This window comes from Paenibacillus sp. IHBB 10380, assembly GCF_000949425.1.
Lineage (GTDB): Bacteria > Bacillota > Bacilli > Paenibacillales > Paenibacillaceae > Paenibacillus_AQ.
The window spans coordinates 2,178,391-2,197,954 of record NZ_CP010976.1; the positions used below are offsets into that span (position 1 = coordinate 2,178,391).

General features: G+C 46.4%; 14 protein-coding genes and 2 pseudogenes. 2 read left to right on the forward strand and 14 right to left on the reverse strand.

The window, feature by feature from the left end; translation table 11 throughout:
* Window positions 1-414 precede the first annotated feature (414 nt).
* The 4 genes from UB51_RS09415 to UB51_RS09430 all read right to left on the reverse strand — a co-directional run bounded on the left by UB51_RS09415 (window position 415) and on the right by UB51_RS09430 (window position 4,061).
* Window positions 415-2,679 (reverse strand): M56 family metallopeptidase, encoded by a 2,265-nt coding sequence (locus UB51_RS09415; RefSeq protein WP_044877077.1) that lies wholly within the window; start codon window positions 2,677-2,679, stop codon window positions 415-417.
* 44 nt (window positions 2,680-2,723) lie between these two features.
* A complete protein-coding gene (locus UB51_RS09420; RefSeq protein ID WP_044877078.1) occupies window positions 2,724-3,122 on the reverse strand; it encodes a BlaI/MecI/CopY family transcriptional regulator in 399 nt (132 codons plus the stop codon).
* A 260-nt stretch (window positions 3,123-3,382) separates the two neighbouring features.
* Window positions 3,383-3,595: a helix-turn-helix transcriptional regulator gene (locus UB51_RS09425; protein WP_044877079.1), complete on the reverse strand. Its 213-nt coding sequence runs from the start codon at window positions 3,593-3,595 to the stop codon at window positions 3,383-3,385.
* Between the two features lie 19 nt (window positions 3,596-3,614).
* Window positions 3,615-4,061, reverse strand: coding sequence for a hypothetical protein (locus UB51_RS09430; RefSeq protein ID WP_044877080.1), 447 nt, complete (start codon window positions 4,059-4,061; stop codon window positions 3,615-3,617).
* A 229-nt stretch (window positions 4,062-4,290) separates the two neighbouring features.
* Between UB51_RS09430 and UB51_RS09435 the strand changes: the two genes are divergently transcribed.
* Window positions 4,291-5,010 (forward strand): DUF4386 domain-containing protein, encoded by a 720-nt coding sequence (locus UB51_RS09435; protein ID WP_044877081.1) that lies wholly within the window; start codon window positions 4,291-4,293, stop codon window positions 5,008-5,010.
* A 21-nt stretch (window positions 5,011-5,031) separates the two neighbouring features.
* Here UB51_RS09435 and UB51_RS09440 read toward each other — a convergent pair.
* From UB51_RS09440 to UB51_RS09475, 9 genes and pseudogenes are all read right to left on the reverse strand, one after another.
* Window positions 5,032-5,610, reverse strand: a pseudogene (locus UB51_RS09440) (Crp/Fnr family transcriptional regulator).
* Window positions 5,611-6,703: 1,093 nt separating this feature from the next.
* Window positions 6,704-6,841, reverse strand: a pseudogene (locus tag UB51_RS29425) (SH3 domain-containing protein); the annotation flags it as partial.
* 125 nt (window positions 6,842-6,966) lie between these two features.
* Complete coding sequence (locus UB51_RS09445) at window positions 6,967-8,007, reverse strand: hypothetical protein (protein WP_044877082.1); 1,041 nt, start codon at window positions 8,005-8,007, stop codon at window positions 6,967-6,969.
* Window positions 7,967-9,625, reverse strand: a complete 1,659-nt coding sequence (locus tag UB51_RS09450; protein WP_044877083.1) for a glycoside hydrolase family 3 protein — start codon at window positions 9,623-9,625, stop codon at window positions 7,967-7,969. Before UB51_RS09450 ends, UB51_RS09445 begins: the two co-directional genes overlap by 41 nt.
* A 19-nt stretch (window positions 9,626-9,644) precedes the next feature.
* A complete protein-coding gene (locus UB51_RS09455; protein ID WP_044877084.1) occupies window positions 9,645-10,670 on the reverse strand; it encodes a zinc-dependent alcohol dehydrogenase in 1,026 nt (341 codons plus the stop codon).
* Window positions 10,671-11,016: 346 nt separating this feature from the next.
* Window positions 11,017-12,531, reverse strand: a complete 1,515-nt coding sequence (locus tag UB51_RS09460; RefSeq protein ID WP_044877085.1) for a hypothetical protein — start codon at window positions 12,529-12,531, stop codon at window positions 11,017-11,019.
* Window positions 12,518-12,793 carry an acyl carrier protein gene (locus UB51_RS09465; protein ID WP_044877086.1) on the reverse strand — a complete coding sequence of 92 codons (276 nt, stop codon included), beginning with the start codon at window positions 12,791-12,793 and terminating at the stop codon, window positions 12,518-12,520. The genes UB51_RS09460 and UB51_RS09465 overlap by 14 nt, the downstream gene beginning before the upstream one ends.
* 673 nt (window positions 12,794-13,466) lie before the next feature.
* On the reverse strand, window positions 13,467-14,378 hold the full coding sequence (locus UB51_RS09470) for an arsenic resistance protein (protein ID WP_445322374.1): 912 nt from the start codon (window positions 14,376-14,378) through the stop codon (window positions 13,467-13,469).
* 47 nt (window positions 14,379-14,425) lie between these two features.
* Entirely contained in the window at window positions 14,426-16,015 is a 1,590-nt protein-coding gene (locus UB51_RS09475) for a sigma-70 family RNA polymerase sigma factor (protein ID WP_234405592.1), read from the reverse strand.
* A gap of 528 nt (window positions 16,016-16,543) precedes the next feature.
* Here UB51_RS09475 and UB51_RS09480 point away from each other — a divergent pair.
* Window positions 16,544-17,410, forward strand: a complete 867-nt coding sequence (locus UB51_RS09480) for a pentapeptide repeat-containing protein (protein WP_044877089.1) — start codon at window positions 16,544-16,546, stop codon at window positions 17,408-17,410.
* A gap of 163 nt (window positions 17,411-17,573) precedes the next feature.
* Here the strand turns inward: UB51_RS09480 and thrS are convergent, their stop codons facing one another.
* The gene (gene thrS, locus UB51_RS09485; protein WP_044877090.1) at window positions 17,574-19,487 is read right to left on the reverse strand and encodes a threonine--tRNA ligase; all 1,914 of its coding nucleotides are present in this window, start codon (window positions 19,485-19,487) and stop codon (window positions 17,574-17,576) included.
* Window positions 19,488-19,564 lie beyond the last annotated feature (77 nt).

Sequence of the window (19,564 nt, forward strand, 5' to 3'; positions counted from 1 at the left end):
CGATGTACATGAATACTCCTCCTGTTTCCTGAACGATCTTCCCTAAACGAACCTCTATAGGCATGGCTAAGGTTAAAATGATACGGACCTGCACTCCGCTATGGATTGAAGCAGCAAGATGCAATTCTGGAGGTATCTTACCACAATAGGTATATTGTGTACTGAGGCTTTCGTTTCAGAAATCGCTGTGATCGGTAGCTATTTCAAGTGTCTAACCATGAATGGAAACCCGAGGCACAAAACCTTTATCTAGCGCACTATAGTAGTTTTTTTAATGCGGGCGGAGCCAGCGTCATCATTGGCTTTAATGGCTACAGGCCACCACCCTCTCTTGACAAAAAAGGGGCGCCCTAGCTAGGTCAATGGACCTTTTAGGACGCTCCCTTATACTGCAACCAATTTGACCGATTTATGTTACCGGTCCGGCTTCATCAAATATTGTACTATTTTTTGGTCCTCCGGTCCTTGATCTTGGAACATGGCTTGATCTTGGAACACGGCTTGATAACAAACCTGACCGTCAAACCAGAAGTAGCTGATTAAGCTAAGATCATAAGGGCCGTTAGGTGAGCCATCTAGATTGTATGGCTCTGTACGAAGCACTTCCTGCCCCTGAAGAGTTAAAGCTTTGAGCTTTACCTTATTCCGTTCACCGTCAATTTTCGTAAAAGAAACCCGGCCGTTCTTTTTCATCTCCTGATACATATCCCCGTTTAACATCTGCTTAAATGAAACGTCTCGGATGCTGGAATCAGTTTTATTTTTCTGTTTGTGAGCGCCTCGGCTATAATCGACACTAAACAGTTTGCGCATGGAATCCTCATCATTTTCCACATAATTAAAATTCGCTTTACGGGAAACATAGGAACCGCTGGCGGCAAAATCCCCGGGCAGCTTTCGCGGAAAAGCGGCTTTAAAACCAACCAGTTCCTGAGCGCGCCGGATATCCTCGGTGTCATACAAATCGGTCAGGATTTTCCCATGATAATCATTATCTATTTGAAGCTTGTTCACCTTCGTATCGGGAAATTTCATTGAAGCGATGATTTGCTCCATTTCGTTGCTGGACAACGCGTAGGAGCTCAATTCATAGCTTATGCCTTGGTCCTTCCAGAGATAATAATATCTTTCCGGCTGCCCCTTCCAGGCGGTCATGCGAATCGTCACTTTTAAACCTTCATCCATGCCAGGTAAGGATAGGGATTCTTTCTCTATAACTTTCCCGCTATCCTTCTGATCGGTTCCGTCTTGCTCTTTCTTGAAAATTTGATCATATTGTTTCTGAAGATCAGTGCCTGGCTTGATTGCAAAGTTGAAGCTGCCACTACTTTTGCTTATTTTAGTTATAACGTACCATAGGCTGACACTCGGTGGCGAAGCATTGAACTGAATGCTCAATTTGCTAAAACCATATCCCTTTGGCAGCAAGGATGGAACTTTAAATTTAAACGGTGCCATCTTCGCCCCTTTTTCAAGGTTATCATATGACCGAAATTCTTCATTCGGAAATAGCGTTTCATTCCCGCCGTCTTCGGCATGAACCCAAGCGGAAGATCCCGCTTCAGATGCTCGCGCATTGGTCAGCGTTGCCGTACCGATCAAGAGTACAAGAACAACCGCCATCATTGAAAATTTATAAGAACCCTTTTTAAAAGATTGAATCATTCTAATTCTCCTCATCATCTCTTTTTGCCCGTTCAAGCCTTTGAAATAAAGAAGATGTGCCTGGCTTCTTCCCGTAGCATACCGTCTCAGAAATCCGATAATCGTCATGCCGTAAGGCACAGCCTCCTCTTCTCCAAGTGCCTCTAGGACACATGCATCACAGGCCAGCTCCCGGTCGGCTTTCATCTGCCTCAGCATGAACCAGACGAACGGATTCATCCAGTGAACAGCAAATACCAGACTGCCGACCATATTCCAGATTGTATCCTTTCGTTTGTAGTGGGCCAGCTCATGCGCGATCACGTGCTTGAGCAGTTGTTCATTGACTGCTTCTGAAATAAGCGATTTCGGCAAATAGACCGCTGGACGGAAAACTCCAGTAATATACGGACTCTGAGCGGATGGATCCACGTAAATCCCCACAGGGCGTTTAATGGAAAATAAGATTCGGCATTCTTCCGCAATCTTCAATATCGCAGCACTGTCGACAGGACTAAGATGTTTTTGTTTTCTTTGGAATCGCAGCCAGTAGGTCAGGTTATATCCGAGCAAGACGGCTGCACCCGTCAGCCAAACTACAGCCAGCACACGAACAGCCGGATGGCTTTCTCTCTCTATGCTCGCTTCGGCATGTTCTTCCATATCCTTCATGGTCATAAGAGGCTGAAAAACAGTATTCTTCTCAGCTTCATTCGTTGTATAATATGGTTGATATGTGTTTTCTATTTGGCTGTGTTCGGATATCGTGTCAGGCTTGCCCAGCTGGTACGAAAGCCCGAAGACAGCATTTTTTATGTCTGTCAGTGTAGGAACTGCATTAAACAAGCTTACCGGACTTTGCGGTAGCACCGGCAGCATGAGCCTCAACAGTACAATTAGCCATAGTGCATGCCTCAAACGCGCATGAATGCGTCTGCGGAACAGATGCTGAACTGCTAGCACCACGACTGCAACTGCGCTTGCCATCAGCGTCGAGGCAACAAACCAATTGAAGAGACGTTCAGCTATATCCATGGTATAACCTCATTTGGTTAAATTTCACGCTTTTAAGGCTGTGATCAGTCTTTTGAATCTTTAGATTCTTTTCCCTGCTTCTCCAGCAAAATTTGCTGCAATCGCTCGATCTCCTGATCTGATAACTGGGTCTCCTCCAGGAAATTGGTCATCATCAATCCGGCTGCGCCGCTGAAGACCCGGTTTAGAAAAGAACGGCTTTCCGCGCGTACGCACTCTTTTTCCGAAATTAACGGATAATACAGATAACTTCTGCCCGATTTCTGGTAGCCCAGCGCTTTTTTCTTCATCAGCCGGTTGATAAAGGTTCTGACCGTCTGATCACTCCAGTCCATGCCCTCCGGCAAATACTGCACGATTTGCTCGGCTGTCAGCGGGTTTTCCTGCCAAATGACCTTCATGATTTCCCACTCAGATTCCGAAATTTTAGGCATTTTTTCCATCGTTCTCCCTCCCTTCTCTATTTGTGATAAACTATTACAAATGTAAATATAACCTATTTGAATAACTATTACAAATGTAATTTAAAAAGGACATGAAATTTCACGCCTCGTGGCTTCATATATCAACCGATTGAACATAACCAGATCCGGAAGGTCTTGCAAGCTGCTGAGGAAATCCCCATCCCAATGCACCGGAAAAGAGCCGTACTTGAACCTCGAAGGTCAAGTACGGCTCCTTTGTACCAAATGGTTCTAAAACTCTAGTCATCGCGGAGAATAAACAGCTCCTCCACCGTAATTCCAAACACCTTGGCAAGCTTAATCGCTAATATCGTACTGGGAATAAACCTGCGGTTTTCAATCGTATTAATCGTTTTTCGCGTAACGCCAACCTGTTGGGCGAGCTGCTCCTGGGTCAATCGAAGCCTGGCCCGGTTCATTTTCATCGTATTTTCCAATACTTCATCATTCATAGGTATTTCACCCTTAGCATTATTCTTTTTCAAAACTCAAATAGGCTAGCGAAGAAGAAACAATCCCCGTAAACAAAGCGGCATGCAGAACGAAGCCTGTCGAGATATCTATCCAAAAGCTGAAGGTGAACAATACGGCGATCGCCGCCATAAGCACCCAAAATCCAGCCGCAAAGCTTCGAGTCCAGATCAATTGCATATATTCGTCGTTCAAAGCTTTAGCCATCTCCCGATTTTTGCGTAGGAGCCATGATCCAAGCTGCATCCTGATCAAAGAATACGCCCATATAATACTTCCTGCGACGGAAACCCAGGTAATCCATCCTCCAGATAGCGATATATGGTTCTTACCGGAAGTGAAATATGAAACCAAATACGGAACTTGCCAGATAATAAAGCCAATGGTGAGTCCAACCAAAAACCTCCTGCGTTTCGATTCAAGCTTTGAGATTCCTGCTAGCAACATATTCTCTCCCTTGAATGTAACCTTTACTACTCATAATATAACCTTAGGGTTACATATCGTCAAGAATAATTTTCCATATACTTCTTTAGGAACTCATCGTATTCATTTGTTACGGACTTACTGTCCGCTGAGGTCGTTCATATCGAGATTTCCCTTGATTTAAGTCAATGAAACCGTCATAACCCTTCGATTACAATGAATTCATTACAGAACTCTAGGGGGTTATTCGATGGCTACCACCAAAATACAACGAACGGATCAGCGACAATCTGCATTCATTGCGGGCATATCGCTAATAATCATGACACTTGCTGCATTTTTCTCTTATGGCTTTGTCCATGCTAACCTTGTGATACCAGGAGATGCCAGCGCCACATTTCATAACATAAGGTCATCCAGCATGCTTTTCAATGCTGAAATCTTTGGTTGGGTCATCATCCTGATCTGTGACATCGTGGTCGCCTGGGCTTTCTATATTTTCCTGAAGCCAGTGAATACAAGCCTTTCATTGCTCGGTGCGTGGTTCCGTCTTACCTATGGGGCTATATTGGGCATAGCCATATTGAATTTAATACTCGGGCGGCTGCTCTCGAGTAGTACAGACGATTTAGGATTATTTACAACCGAACAACTTCAAGCCCTTATGATGCTATTTTTAAATGCATTCGAGTCGATTTGGTCGATTGGTTTAATTATTTTCGGAGGGCATTTATTGATTGTGGGCTATGTGGCTATCACATCAGGCAGTATACCGAAAATCATTAGTATCCTATTGTTGATTGCTGGTGTAGGCTATATGCTCATTCACCTATGTAACACGTTTCTTCCACAATACGATGGCATCACTACTATACTTAAATATGTATTTATGGTGCCAATGATTGTAGGAGAATTGGGCTTTGGGTTATGGCTGTTGTTCAAAGGCGGGAAAAACCCTATACCGGCCTAACATCAGTCTTCATGATTGTCTTTATGGATGATGGACTCGTTTCTTGATTCTGCTTAATGACTCGGGGGTAATCCCGAGATAACTTGCCAATTGATATTGGGGCACGCGATCGATTAAATGTGGTCGGTTCAGTAATAGCGAATTGAAGCGTTCTTCAGGTGTAGAAGCAATAAAAGCAGCATATTCATCTTGTACTTGACCAAAGTTCTCCTCGACCATCTTGCGTGTCATGGATTCCAATTGCAAGTATTTGCTGAACATGTCCTGTTTGGCATCAAGATCACCAACAACCACGATACAGTCTTCCAGACAAGCTAAGGCATACGGGGATGACTTCTCTTGTTTATGTTGATTGAAGATCGTAACGGCTTGCTCTTCTGTGTAGAAATTCGTTGTGACCTCTTTTCCCGCTTCATTGATCGAATACTGCCTTACGCATCCCTTCAACACGAAATAACATTTCGTAGGAACATCTCCTTGTCTAAGGAGAACTGTTCCTTTTTTATTTTCTTCAATAAGGATATCATCAACAATCACCTGTTATTCTTCTTCGTTAAGGGATGTAAATTTAGTCATGTATTTGAACAATATTTCTTTCATTTCATTGTCCTTTCACTTCGTAGATAAAGTCATCTACCCTCTACTTTACCACTATTTGTGGTACGGTTCAGCACCCTTTGCAAAGGGTTTTCCATGGATTACTATAATGAACTTTACATATTATTTTGTACATATGTGTTTAATGTACAATTATCCCTTATACAGCAAGCAGCAAGCCCTCTTAAATAATTTATCCATCAATGCTCTGCCTCGCCCTTGCAAAGTTATCTGTGCATCAGTTGTTCAGTGAAAATAAAATATTAGAGTGCTGGGTACTTCAGCATTTACTCCGATAAAACAGGCATCATGAGCTCGAACCCCGTAAATAGATTATTTACGGGGTTATTTTGTTTTTTGGAGTTGATCAGGATTGAAACTAGGCGAAAAAGTCAGAACTATCCAAAAATTGCACGAGCTGAACCAAAAAAATTTGCTCTGAAAATTGGCGTTTCACAAGGGATGTTTGCAGTAATCCGTATGAGGAACAAAAGCAGGTTTCAAGAGTAACACTCCAATCGCAAGATGTAGAAAGGTCATACTCCTCTACGAAATTGTGGATGATTTTGAAACTTATCAATTACTTTTTTGGAAATTCAGCCACTTTTTAATATTTTTTTCAAATCAGCAAAAAGGGGTTAAAATAAAAAATCCCCCTACGTATTGTAGGAGGAAGGAAGTTTGGATGGTACGAGGAAACCCTTGTCCCATCTGCCTCGGCGAATACTGAGAGGCTATTTTGTTATTTAGGAGGCGCTGTAAATGTTGAAATAGTGCACTCCGTCGTGAGCGGTATCACCCGCTTTTGTACTTCGATTGGTGTTGAACCAGAATTTATCCCCGTTGGCGATTCCAACGCCCTCTATCTCAAAAAGGTCTAGATATGCATCGGAAGTAATGCGGAATGACAGATTATTATCTGCATATATTGTACCCGAGGCAGTAGATATATTACGATAAACAAGTACAATGCTGATGTTTTTATATGTCAGCGGAACATAAGCCATTGGTTACATTAATTGTACCGCTATTTGCGGTCAGTGGGAGTGAATCCCTGTGATGATAGTACCTCCGACAATACCTACCCCTATGTACATCAAACATTTATTACAAAACCACTTGGCACCCATCCTTCTTTATCAGTGGTTGTAGACTTACAAAAAATCCAGTTAGGATATTCTGTATCTTCTTTACCATAATGAACAAGCTCTCCTTCTTTGAGAATGATGGGAAGCTGCGAAGTTTGAGTTAATAATAAGGATTAGATTAAAAAATCTCTAACTTAGAGCCCACGTAGAAAACCTGGCCTTCCGGTATGTATCGCATCCAGCTCCGAAGGTTCTCCCCGGGGGCTTTTTTTCAGCCTTCGAGCAGTGTAATCAGTTTTTGCATGAGAACAGGCTCTTCATCCCGGAATTGGTCGAACCGGAGCCTCAGCCGTTCAAACACTGCCTTATCTTCGCGGATTTCATGACGAATGTACTGATCCCTCAGCTTCATCGCCCTTTTGGTCACATCCTTGTAGCCTTCCACAAGCTCTTCGTCGTACGGGATTATCCCCTCATCCACCAGATATCCGATCCGCTCGCTCATCATTTTTTTATGCTCCCAGAGGACATGAAGGTGCCTCACATCGTTGCGATCACCCAGCCGGGAATCGTTGTTCTCTACGGCATCATAGTACATTTGCAGATAGTCGTATACCTTGATTCCGTAAGCTTCCTCGTCGGGATTGTAATTGATCCGGTTTAAATGGGTCTCCCCGTTAAGGTAATCGCGCAGCTGGTCGATCGCAGTCGTTTTATCGAAAGGATAAGGAGAATGCGGCTCGTACTTGTAAAAATACGTTTGATGATCGGCCGTGAGGTTCTCCTTCAAAAGCTGTCTCATGGACTGGACGGCATCCTGGAACTCCTGGAACGAGATCTGCAAATTGCGGTATACTCCCGTATGGTCGAACATGGAAGCATAGAAGACACTTTCGTCCCAATCGAAACCGTATAGAAAAAGATGATGTGGGAACGGCTCTTTCTGATAGGAGGCCGCCGGGGATAGCCTGGCTTCGTCCAAAAACACGACGCAATAATAGTCGTTGCGGATCAGATCCGCGAAAAATTTTGGCCAGGCGTCCAATTGCAAAGTCTCCAGAATCGTATAATCGACAGAGCAGGTGACAAGAAACGGATTGTTGTAATGCAGTTCGTTGGGCATGCCCCGGAAAAAATCGACAAAGTACTGCCTGCCGTCCTCCAGAAATTTTTTGGTGCAGGACAACTGGATAAAATTGCTGTAATACCAAGGAATGGTTTCTTCGTGGACGCTGGTGATCGAAAGCGTGTAGGCCCACCGCAAAAATCCTTTAAGTGGCGGATTCAACAACGGAAGCTGAACGGGGTTCAATTGATTCTCTCCCTTCTGATGAGTGATCCGGAAGCGTGACCGGTAGTATTCCGGCAGGCTCCGCCATGCCCATCAGAACACGGGACAGGGCCTGCAGGGTATGCGGGTGATGCTCGTAACAGGCCAGAAAGCCCTTGGCTTCCGGGAATGCCGCGAGATCGACGGGATTGCGCAGGGAGACCAGGATGACTTTGGTCCCTCCCGCCAAGAGCTTGCGGACCAAAGCTGGTTGCCCGGGATTAGAAGCCGTGTGGAAAATTCCCACGACGATCTGCCCATACTCTTTCGATTCGGTGGCCAAGGCCGCAATCTCATCCGGACTCGGACTGGTCCCGTATACACGTTCCGTCAACTTTGCCGTAATAAAAGGACACAGGCAGCTGCCGAGAGTGTCATCATATAGCGGCTCGTCCTCGGATTTGCAGGCGGCCGCCATTTGCGGCCAGAGTACGAGCGTGCCGACTCCGGGAGACAACCGGCAAAAATCCGGTTCACGGTTAACGGCGGTGATGCTTTTCTCGCGGAGCCGCTCAATCGTCCGGAGCGTCCGCGGATTTTCCAGCAGGGTCCGCGTCTCCTCCCAACTGCGCTCCCGCAGCTCTCCGATGCGGAGCTCCTTCAGACGAAGGATGCGCTCCACGGAAGCATCGATCCGCTCTTCCGGCAGACGCCCGTCCGCCACCGCACGTTCCAGGGCAGCCACCGCCTCCAGCTGGCTTTCGTACGTATGGCTGACGAGAAGAAGGTCCGCTCCGGCCAGCACGGCCCGGACGACTGCCTCCCCCACGCCGATTCCCTGCGTTACGGCGTTCATCTCCATGCAGTCGGTCACGATAAGTCCATCGAATCCCATCTCTTCCCGCAGCAAGCCCGTCAGAATTTCCCGGGAGAGTGTGGCTGGAACGGACTCTCCGCCGCTGAGCACCGGAATCCCGACGTGGGCCGTCATGACGGCTTCGGCCCCGTTCCGCGCAGCCTGCCGGAACGGCACGAGCTCCACGGACCGCAGTCGCTCAAGGGAATGCCTCACGACCGGCAGCTCCGCGTGGGAATCCGTCTCCGTATCACCGTGCCCGGGAAAGTGCTTGATGACGGAGACGATTCCTCCGTCCTGAAAACCGAGCATGGCGGCGATCCCCAGCTCGGCGACAAGTTCGGCATCGTCTCCGAACGAGCGGACATCAATGATCGGATTTCGCGGATTGACGTTGATGTCCACCACCGGCGCGAAATTCATATTGATGCCCAGCGTCTTCAGCTCCTCCGCCGTTCCCTTGGCGGCTTCGTAGAGCAGCACGGGATCGCGTGCCGCTCCCAGGGCCATCGCCGCAGGCAGCTGCGCAATCCCCTGCCTTACCCGGACTACCATGCCCCCCTCCTGATCCGTTCCGATCCACAGCGGTATACCCGTCGCAGCCATAGCCATCCGCTGGAGTTCCTGCGTTAAAGCGAATGCCTGCCCAGGGTTGTCCAGATTACGGGAAAAGAACACGACTCCCCCGGTGAAATGATTTTGCAAAAGATCGCCGATATTCGCATCCGGCATAAGGCCCTCGAACCCTGTCATAAGCAGTTGCCCGATTTTCTCTTTCATCGTAAGCCGGTTACACGCTCTCATATGTATACCTCCTCTGCTATTATAATTGCGTCCAATCGAACAAAACTCCCATAAAATCGGACTTACGCCCGGCGAGCCGGGAATAGACCGATACGGCTTCGAGCGGGCTTGCTTCTTCGGTAATGAGACTTGAGACGTCCAGTTTCCCGCGACGGATAGATTCGAATATGAACCCGTTCATGTCCGATTCCGTCCAGCCTTTAAAACCCTCCATCATCCGGCCGTGAATCCCTAGTACGCTGACCGAATTAAAGACTACTTTGGGCCCGATAGTCTGCTTAGAAGGTTCCGTCGAATCACCCAGCAGGATTACTTTGCCCAGGTCCCGGGTCAACTGCGTGCAGTAGGGCAGTACGGCGTAAGAACCCGTCACGTCGTATATCGTGTCCAGCATTCTGCCTCCGGTAAGTTCTTCTACCGGTCCGAATGCTTCAGCCACCGGAATATTCAGCAGATCGGTCGCCCCATTTCTGCGGGCTTGGTCCAGACGGAAGCTGTCCGGTGCAATCGCAATAATCTGGCGCGCACCGCCCGCATTCAGATACTGGATGACAAGCTGGCCGATAAGACCGAGCCCGACGACTCCCACTCTTTCTCCGAATGCGGGCTCGGCGCGCAGGACCCCCAGCAGGGCAACCTTCGCGATCTGCGTAAAAATCGCCTCTTCGTCACGGATCGAATCGGGGATAAGCGCCGCTTCCTTATAATCCGCGAGGAAGTACTGGCTGTGTCCGGCCGGACAGATGATCCTGTCACCGGCCTTCATTCCCTCCACGCCGCTTCCTGTCTCCAGCACTTGCGCCGCCATGGAGTATCCCGGATAGAATGGGTACCGAACCCAAGATGACCAGACCGTCCCCTCGTCGAAACGCCCCTTCAGACAAGCTAACTCCGTTCCTGTACTTATCAGCGACTTTTTGGCCGCACATAAAATTTGTCCCGGTCCCGGCTCGGGCACCCGCTCCTCTATAAGTTCGATCCGATCCGGCTCCTGAAATACGCAATTTAACGAGGTGCGGCCTTGGGTTGTCGCAATGTTCGGCATACGTTGGCACTTCCTTTTCTAAGTGTAGGATAGAAACCCTGATATTTTTAATTGCCTGGAGCTTCCAGCAGACACAGGCAAGAGGCAGCAGTCTAGGCAGGTGTCCAAACGCATACAGCCGCCCGGCTGCCTTTTTTGACAGAAAATCCGTCTAACTGCTCGCGCTGCTGTACCCCTTCACGGCCTGTTTCCAGAGCAGCCATACGGCTGCGAAAGGCAGAAGCGAACCGACCAGCTTATGCCCCATACGGGCAACGGAGAAATCAGCATGGAATGCTTTTTGGGTGGACAGGATCTTGTGAAGGTAACCGAAAATGAATTCATGCGCAGCTCCCGAGTTCCAAATTTAGTTGTACACTTTAACGGACAAGTCGGCGAGCACCTGCCGTAGGCTTTCGACCAGTTTGCTGCGGTGTCCGTCGTCACGGCCCACCACCGATATATACAGCCGTCCCTTCGGCATGCCCCGTTTGTTCTGCGTTCCCTCGGCGATACGGCGACGGGTCAGAATCTCGTTTACCATTACGGTATTAGATGAGAGAGGGACGATCCCGTACCCCCCGGGGGCTGTCAACAGAAGACGGGATTCGTGCAGAGCCTGCAGCAGCCTCCCGAACGCAAAGTCTTCCGGAAGACCGAGGGACAAGAAAGTAAGCCAGCCGGTAAGGCCGTACGTTTCCCAGCATTTATCGAGAAAAGCGTTAATGAGGCCCATGGACTTGCGGGCGTTAATCTCCACAATGGATACGACTCCCCCGTCCTCCAGTATCATGGAGTCGAAGCAGACGAAGCCGTGGTAGCCGTCCTCCGCCAGAAGCCGGAGCGCTTTCTCCAGCACGCTGAAATAGCCTGCGTTCTCCAGCAGGAGGATAAAAGCTTCATCCGCTTTGATAGACCCGCCGTAATTTTGCTGGTGATTAATCATCCGCTGAACGGAGATGAATTCCGTCTCACCGCTCTCCCGGATGAACCAGTGAGAACTGAAGTCGGTCTCTTTCATCAGCAGGGGCTCCAGCAGGAATTGAGAGCGCAATCCGCTTCCCTCCTGTTTATACAGGTGCTCCGCTATCCTTCGCTGCATGGCTTCGCTGTCGATGAGCAGATTGCCCTTACCCGAAACGCCAAAGGGATCTTTCAGCAGATACGGCCCCCGCTTCAGAAGCGCACTTCCGGCCGCCTCCATTTCCGCTGCGCTGTTCGCCTCCGTGCCATAGCACTTCTCGCCGATTCTGACCAGGAGCCGGTTGGAGTACATCTTTGAGTTAACGCGTATAACCGTCTCAAGGTCCGGCAGAGGACCCAACGGTCCGGCGGCGTGCAGGTAAGCTTCCGTATCCGCCGTAATGGCGTACGGAGACAGAATTTTTGCGGCGCAGGTGAACACCGCTTTACCCGGTGATTGCGATTGCCGTAAATCTCCGGCGGCATTCACCGGAGAGATAGATTCCGGCAAGAGCGCACCCTCGGGATAACCGGAACTGGACGCCTGCAGCACTCTGTTTGCCGATTTAAGAAGCTGGGCTTGATCGGCCGCAAGCCTGAACATGCACCGCTTGAAAACGTCCGGTCCGGGCAGGGGCTCCTTCTCATCGTTCAAATCATAGTGATAACGGGTCCGAAAAGAAAAGCCCAACCCGTTCAGGTACTCGTGCAGCGCCGGATCGATTTTGCAACGGCTGTAGAGGACATCGTCCGGCCCGCAGAACGGAAAGAGCAGCTCGTCCATGCACAGGACGATCGATTCACGGTCCTTATCAGGCATAGCGGGTAGCCGGGCCAGATCCGGATCCCTCCAGCGCGTTTCGGGATCGAAGGTACCCATAACGGTTTTCGGAATCACGCCGGCTTCACTGCTTAACATCTTCGTACAACGGCTGCTCCTGCGGCTGGCAGCTTTTCAGAAAAGCGGTAAAAGCGTCGATCGACTGGAGATGTTCGTAATCGAATTGGTCATAGTCAATGGCCACGTTAAACTGATCCTCGACTTTGAGCATAAACTGGATCATTTCCAGAGAATCGAGGCCTATATCGTTGTTCAGATCCGTTTCGGGGGACAGGGATTGGCGGAGTTCCGGTTGGTCTTCTTTGATAGCGCACAAAATGTCTGCGATTTTATCGTACATAACTACACTCCTTCAAAGGGTTAATGTGTGAGGGTACAACCGAATCCTTACGTTTACAAATTCCACTCAAATAAAAACTGGTTTGCTGTCTCCCCTTCCTTTTCTATAAGTTACAATTATTATCATCTCCTTGTTAAAATCTGTCAATGATAAATGAAGTAAAAATTTTACTCTATTGTAATATTGTGTCCCTCCAAATAGATGCGAAGAATGGTTCAGCCAACACGGTGGGTTTGAGTTTTCTCACCACTTTGAATACGGTTAACATAATTATCTGCGCTTGGGCATCTTGGGCATAGCTCTCCTAAATGCCGAAAGTGCGGAGACTCCTCACGAAGAACAAGGCTTAGGGGTAGTTACAGCATAGGCATTGAAATGCTTTTTTTTGTGAATGTATTCTATACTTTTCTTCTAATACTAGAACGATGGTCTCTCTGGAAAACCTATCTGAAACAAGAGTTAACCATTCTTCTACTATATTTATTTCCTGATCAAAAAGTTTTGCAATCTCCATATGCCCCCCGAAACAATGATCACCCAATCAGAAGCTGCAATTAAATCCGTATTGCGTTAGCCCATGATGAAATAAATAACGGGAGATTATCCAGCTAATGTGAGTCAAATATGATAAAAAAGAAGTAGCACTATTGAGTGCTACTCCCATTTTTTTGTGTTAATTATCTCGTAGAACAATTGAAGGAACAAATCTAATGTAAATGAGTTCACCTACCAGCTCCACAATGGTTTGAGTCACAATCACTGCGCTGGCTACTGTAGCCCATTCATCTGGTAAAGCCAACGCCAAAGGAAGAACAACAAGCGAATTTCTCGTTCCTGAACTAAAAATAAGTGCTCTTCCTGCTCCCAAATCTAAACGAAATAACACAGCAATTATTCTAGATAGAAATGGCATCAAGATTAGAAATAAAATATAAATTGGGATTACACGTATGATGACATCAAAATCATTGTAGACTTTCCCTATTTGTGAAGCTACTACAACGATAAGGACAATTACCATAAACGGAACCGGCAACCAAGCCGTTACATTTAATACGGTTGTCCCTTTTTGATTATTTTTCGCCCATAATTGCGTAATGATCGCAAGCAGTAGAGGGATAACAATCAGGAAGAAAAATGCTTCTACAAAGGGTCCAATCTTCATTATTTCAGCAGTCTCCTGTCCCATAAACAACCACAAGTAGAACGGAAGGAGAATCATTTGAACAACGAATAATACAGGAGTTGCTGCTAACATAAGCCTTTCATTACCTAACCCAAGTTTTGTGAAAACAATGACATAATCGATGCATGGAGTTAGTAGTACTAAATACACACCTACTAAAATAGGCGGAGACTGCGGAAACAATTGGGTTAATATCCAAACCAAAAGAGGAACAATAATAAAGTTAGAGACCAGTAAAGCTCCAATGAATCTTGCATTTGATATAGATTCCCGAATTTGAAGAAATGGAATCTGCGCGAACATTCCATACAGAAGTATAGCAATTAATGGGGAAATCGTTATATGAAGTGAGGAACCTGCTTCTGGATTGACTAGCCCGACAATCACACCAATAATGATTGCTAATACATATAACCCAATTTGTTGGTTTTCAAATTTTTCTCTCGTTAACACTCTTTTTCTTCACTCCTTACCATAACTACTATTTTTCGGGATGTGTCCCATCGCCATTGTCTAGGATGATTATGTAGATGTATACCACCATACCATTCATCTATTCCATTCATCGATATTCTATCTTCTTTCCCGTCCATGACGTTCCTGCCTAACTCTGTTAGAACAACTTTACAATGACGAAATGACGGCGATGGATCCTTGTAGTTGGGAAATGTCTGTAGTCCTTCGATATTTAGCAACGGGAATGGACCTTGTGAAATTTTCGCTAAGTTATGCCAATATTGAAGGTCACCCATGCCGAGCTCATGTAGCTTATTTCCCACATGCTCAAACAATCCCAGCGGAGAATTCAGACCACTATGGACCATCTCTAATGTTGTTTGCTCTACAATTCCAAGTCCATTATGAGTGGAAGGCAACCGTGATAAATGAAGCTGAAATGCGTTATGTGCAAATGGTAAAGCTGACGTATCTCCTTGCAACATTTGATAGAGTTTCATCGGATCTGAAGAGGCATACGCCTCCCACATAGCGCTTCCGAGCTCCAGTTCCTCCTGCCCGACAGCTTGCCATGTTCCTGATAAAGTTTCCATTTGCTTAACAGATAATTGACCTAAGCCTCGGAATAATTTGATCTCTGGAAAAGTTCCGATACACAACAAGCTTAGCTTTGTTTTACCTAACGATTGCTGCGCAAACCAATGAAGCAAATAACATAACATCGTCTGATCAAATAGATCATGTTCGAACCATAACACAATTTCCTCATATTTATTAAAATCAACTAATACTTTCTCCTGTGTTTTGCTTATACGTATATGTTCTGCACTCGGAATTCCCATTGCTTTTTCCAAGTATTGCGCACGAACCGACCGGTTTGCATATTCCGTTGGATCTACAAATATGGGTCCTTCGGGATATACCTCCCTCCATACAAGAATATCACCTTGGACGACGCCTTGCCGTAGCTTTTCCGCAACGGAATCACCGTTTACAATATGTAGCATACTTTTTCCCCCTTCGTAAAGATTGTGGAATACGGATACGAAATCGGCAACGGGTAATGTTCCTTTCAATTTGCTACGAGCATCAAATAGCCTTTTTTTTAATGCAGAAACAGGTGTACCCAAGTAAGAAGAGATTTCTTGAAGAGAATAGCCGTGAAAATAAAACAATTGAACCGCTACTCGCATGTTTGGCGATAAAGTTGCTATGGATTCATGTAGTAACTTCTGCATTTCTCTTCTTTCAACAATCTCCGATACATCTACTTGTATCTCGGCAGTTTGGATGATTTCCTGGAATGGTACTGTTTGCGGTTGTTTCCTACGTATAAGACGATGACATTGACGAATAACTATCGTTTTAAACCATCCAGGGAAAGCTTCCGATTTTTTTAACTTACTCAAATGGATAAATGCTTCCGCAAACGCCTCTTGAACTGCATCTTCCGCTAAATGGGAATCATGCAGTTTTTCATACGCAACAGTATGAGCCATAGCTGTAAATTGACGAACAATATGATCACAGGCTTCGCGATCTCCTGTTTTCGCCTTTTCAATCCATTGCAACACGTTCATTCACCTCCTCTTGTCTGTATTCTATATATAAGTGCCGAAGGAGTTTACAAAAGTTACGATATATATCAGATGGTTGTGGATGAGAAAGGTTGACAGTTTATGCTCAAAGTAGCGCAGAGGACGGAACGATTTCGGAAAAGCGGTAGCGGTTGCCTGAATTTCCAAAGGAAAGCTACTTCGTAAGCATATGCCTTGGTCTCCGAATTCCAACCGCTACGCGAGATTAATTCAGAAATTTGGAGACCACAGCGATTGGAGAAACGATCCGTTCGCGGAGTGTCTCTCAGAATATCTAACTTTCCCCTACAAAAAAAACAAATGGGGTGTCCCTAGCCATTTTCACGACTTATGGGACAACCCCTCTTGCAAACAAAGATTGACAGAGAAAATATTCAGTAATAGTATATAAGAATTGAGGAAAAATTCATTTTTATACATAAGAGAACATCCTATTAACATCCCATAGGCTTACCTTTAGATTAGACTATGTAAGTATGGAAATACGGTGAAACGGAAGGAAGCTACCCATTGTCTGAGAATCACGAATATTCAGGATCTATCTCCGATAGGAGTCGCCTCAGTCTGCAATCTGAATGCGAGAACTGCTTCGGCTTGTGCTGTGCCGCGCTGCCCTTTGCAGCTTCGGTAGACTTCGCGATCGACAAAGACGCCGGCCAACCCTGCCTTAACCTGCAATCGGACTTCCGCTGCGGTGTTCACAAAAACCTCAGGCAGCTGGGCTTTCGAGGTTGCACTGTTTATGACTGCTTCGGAGCAGGACAAAAGGTTTCCCAAGACACCTTCGGAGGACACAACTGGCGACAAGCCCCAGAATCCGCGAAGCAAATGTTCGAGGTGTTCCCAATCATGCGGCAACTCCATGAGCTGCTCTGGTATCTAACCGAAGCGCTGACGTTACAACCGGCCCGCACGATCCACGGTGCGCTCAGCACGTTACTCGACGAGACGGAGCGTCTTACTCACCTCAGTCCCGACTCTCTCATGGAACTGGATGTGGCAGCACATCGGGCAGATGTCAATGCTCTGCTCCTACGGACCAGCGAACTCGTGCGAGCCCAACAGAAGGACCGCCCGGGGCGTAAGAAGACCCAGGGCCGAGGAGCCGATCTCATCGGGGCCAATCTCAGAGGCGCCGACCTCAGAGGCGCTAACTTGAGAGGCGCCTACCTTATTGCCGCTGATCTCAGAAGCGCTGACCTGAGACTAGCTGACCTCATCGGGGCTGACTTTCGAGATGCTGACATTAGAGGCGCCAACCTTACCGATAGTATCTTTCTTACCCAAGCTCAGCTCAACGCGGCGAAGGGGAATGCCGATACAAAGTTGCCTCCGTCACTCACTCGTCCAGCGCACTGGTCTAATATCGGAGCTTAAAGCGAGTGGGCAACAATAACCCGCAGCGCCTTCAAAGTCCTAAATTCGTTAACACATCTTATAATGAGTTTTACAAGCGGAGAAGGCTACTCATCTCAATGAGATGGGTAGCCTTCTTCTGAATTTGGCGAGCGGGCCTTATCTTCAATCAACCGAAATCAGCTTATTTTTTAGCATGAATTTCTTCCTTAATTTGTCCAATAATCTCTAGGATACTTTTGGAGCCAAGGTCTCCTTCACCTCGCTTTCTCGCAGACACACTATCGGAATTCTTCTCGTTCTCACCAAGTACGAGCATGTAAGGTATTTTTTCAAGTTGGGCTTCACGAATTTTATATCCGAGCTTTTCATTTCGTATATCTACTTCGACACGAATACCAGCCTCTTCTAATGATTTCTTCACTTGAAAAGCATAGTCGATATAGTTCTCTGAAACAGGCAATAGCTTGGCTTGGACGGGTGCAAGCCATAGTGGGAAAGCACCGACAAAATGTTCGGTTAAAATACCTATAAATCGATCAATCGATCCATAAACAGCGCGATGTATAACGACCGGTCGGTGCTTTTGGTTATCCTCACCAATGTAAGAAAGATCGAACTTTTCAGGCATCTGGAAATCCAATTGGATCGTCCCACACTGCCAGCTTCGTTTAAGCGCATCTAAAATGTGGAAGTCGATCTTTGGACCGTAGAAGGCGCCATCGCCTTCATTAACACGATACGCAATGCCACGTTTATCCAGGACATTTTGTAAAGATTTTTCTGCCTCGTTCCATAGCTCCTCAGAACCCATAGAATCTTCTGGCCGAGTCGATAACTCAATCTTGTATTCAAAACCAAATACTTGATAAATATAGCCAATTAGGTCAATGACACGGCTAATTTCATCTTCAATTTGCTCAGGTAATACGAAAAGGTGTGCGTCGTCCTGGCAGAATGTACGAACTCGCATCATTCCGTTAAGTGCGCCGGAAAATTCGTGGCGGTGTACTTGACCAAATTCCGAAAGACGAATAGGCAATTCTCGATAGGAGTGTAAGCTATTTTTGAAAATGAGCATATGTCCTGGGCAATTCATAGGTTTAAGAGCATACTTCGTTTCGTCTACATTGGTGAAGTACATGTTATCTTTGTAATGATCCCAATGTCCAGATTGCTCCCAAATCCGATTATTCATCATAAGCGGTGTACGTACTTCATCATAATCCCGCTGTCTCTGTATTTCACGCGCGAAGTTTTCAAGCTCTGTACGGATCGCCATACCCTTCGGAAGATAAAAAGGCATTCCTGGCGCTTCTTCAGAGAACATAAACAATTCAAGTTCTTTGCCTAGCTTGCGGTGGTCACGCTTCTTCGCTTCCTCAAGAAAATGTAAATGGTCTTCAAGTTGGGCTTTCTTCGGAAATGAAGTCCCATAAATGCGTTGCAACATTTTATTATTAGAGTCTCCACGCCAGTAGGCACCCGCCACATTCAGCAGCTTGAATGCCTTGAGTCGGCCTGTAGAGGGAAGGTGTGGTCCTCGACATAGGTCGAAAAATTCACCTTGATCATAAATAGTGATTACGGAATCTTCTGGCAAATCACGAATGAGTTCCAACTTTAACGGTTCTTCGAGTTCCCCAAATGTCTTAATCGCTTCTGTGCGGCTTACGATTCGGCGAACAATTGGTAAGTTTTCTTGTATAACTTTTTCCATCTCTTTTTCAATTGTGACAAGATCATCACTGGACAGTGGTTTTTCTATATCGATGTCATAATAAAACCCGTCTTCGATAACCGGTCCAATTCCGAGCTTGACGGCCTTATCTCCATAAATACGTTTAATGGCTTGAGCCATTACATGAGCCGTACTGTGTCTATATATCTCCAGACCGTCTTTACTGTCAAGTGTAACAATTTCGATGAGGCTATCACGCTCGATCAGATGGTTAAGATCCACGAGTTTTCCGTTGATCTTTCCAGCTACAGCATTTTTCCTCAAACCTGTACTAATGGATTCCGCCACTTGTTCGATGGTCGTTCCTCGTTGATACCTCCTAATTGTTCCATCTGGCAAAGTTACATTGATCTCCATGATTTAGCCTCCATTCTTAATTTTTCATTATTTTTGAACGCAAAAAAACGCATCTCTCCCAGAAGGGACGAGTGCGT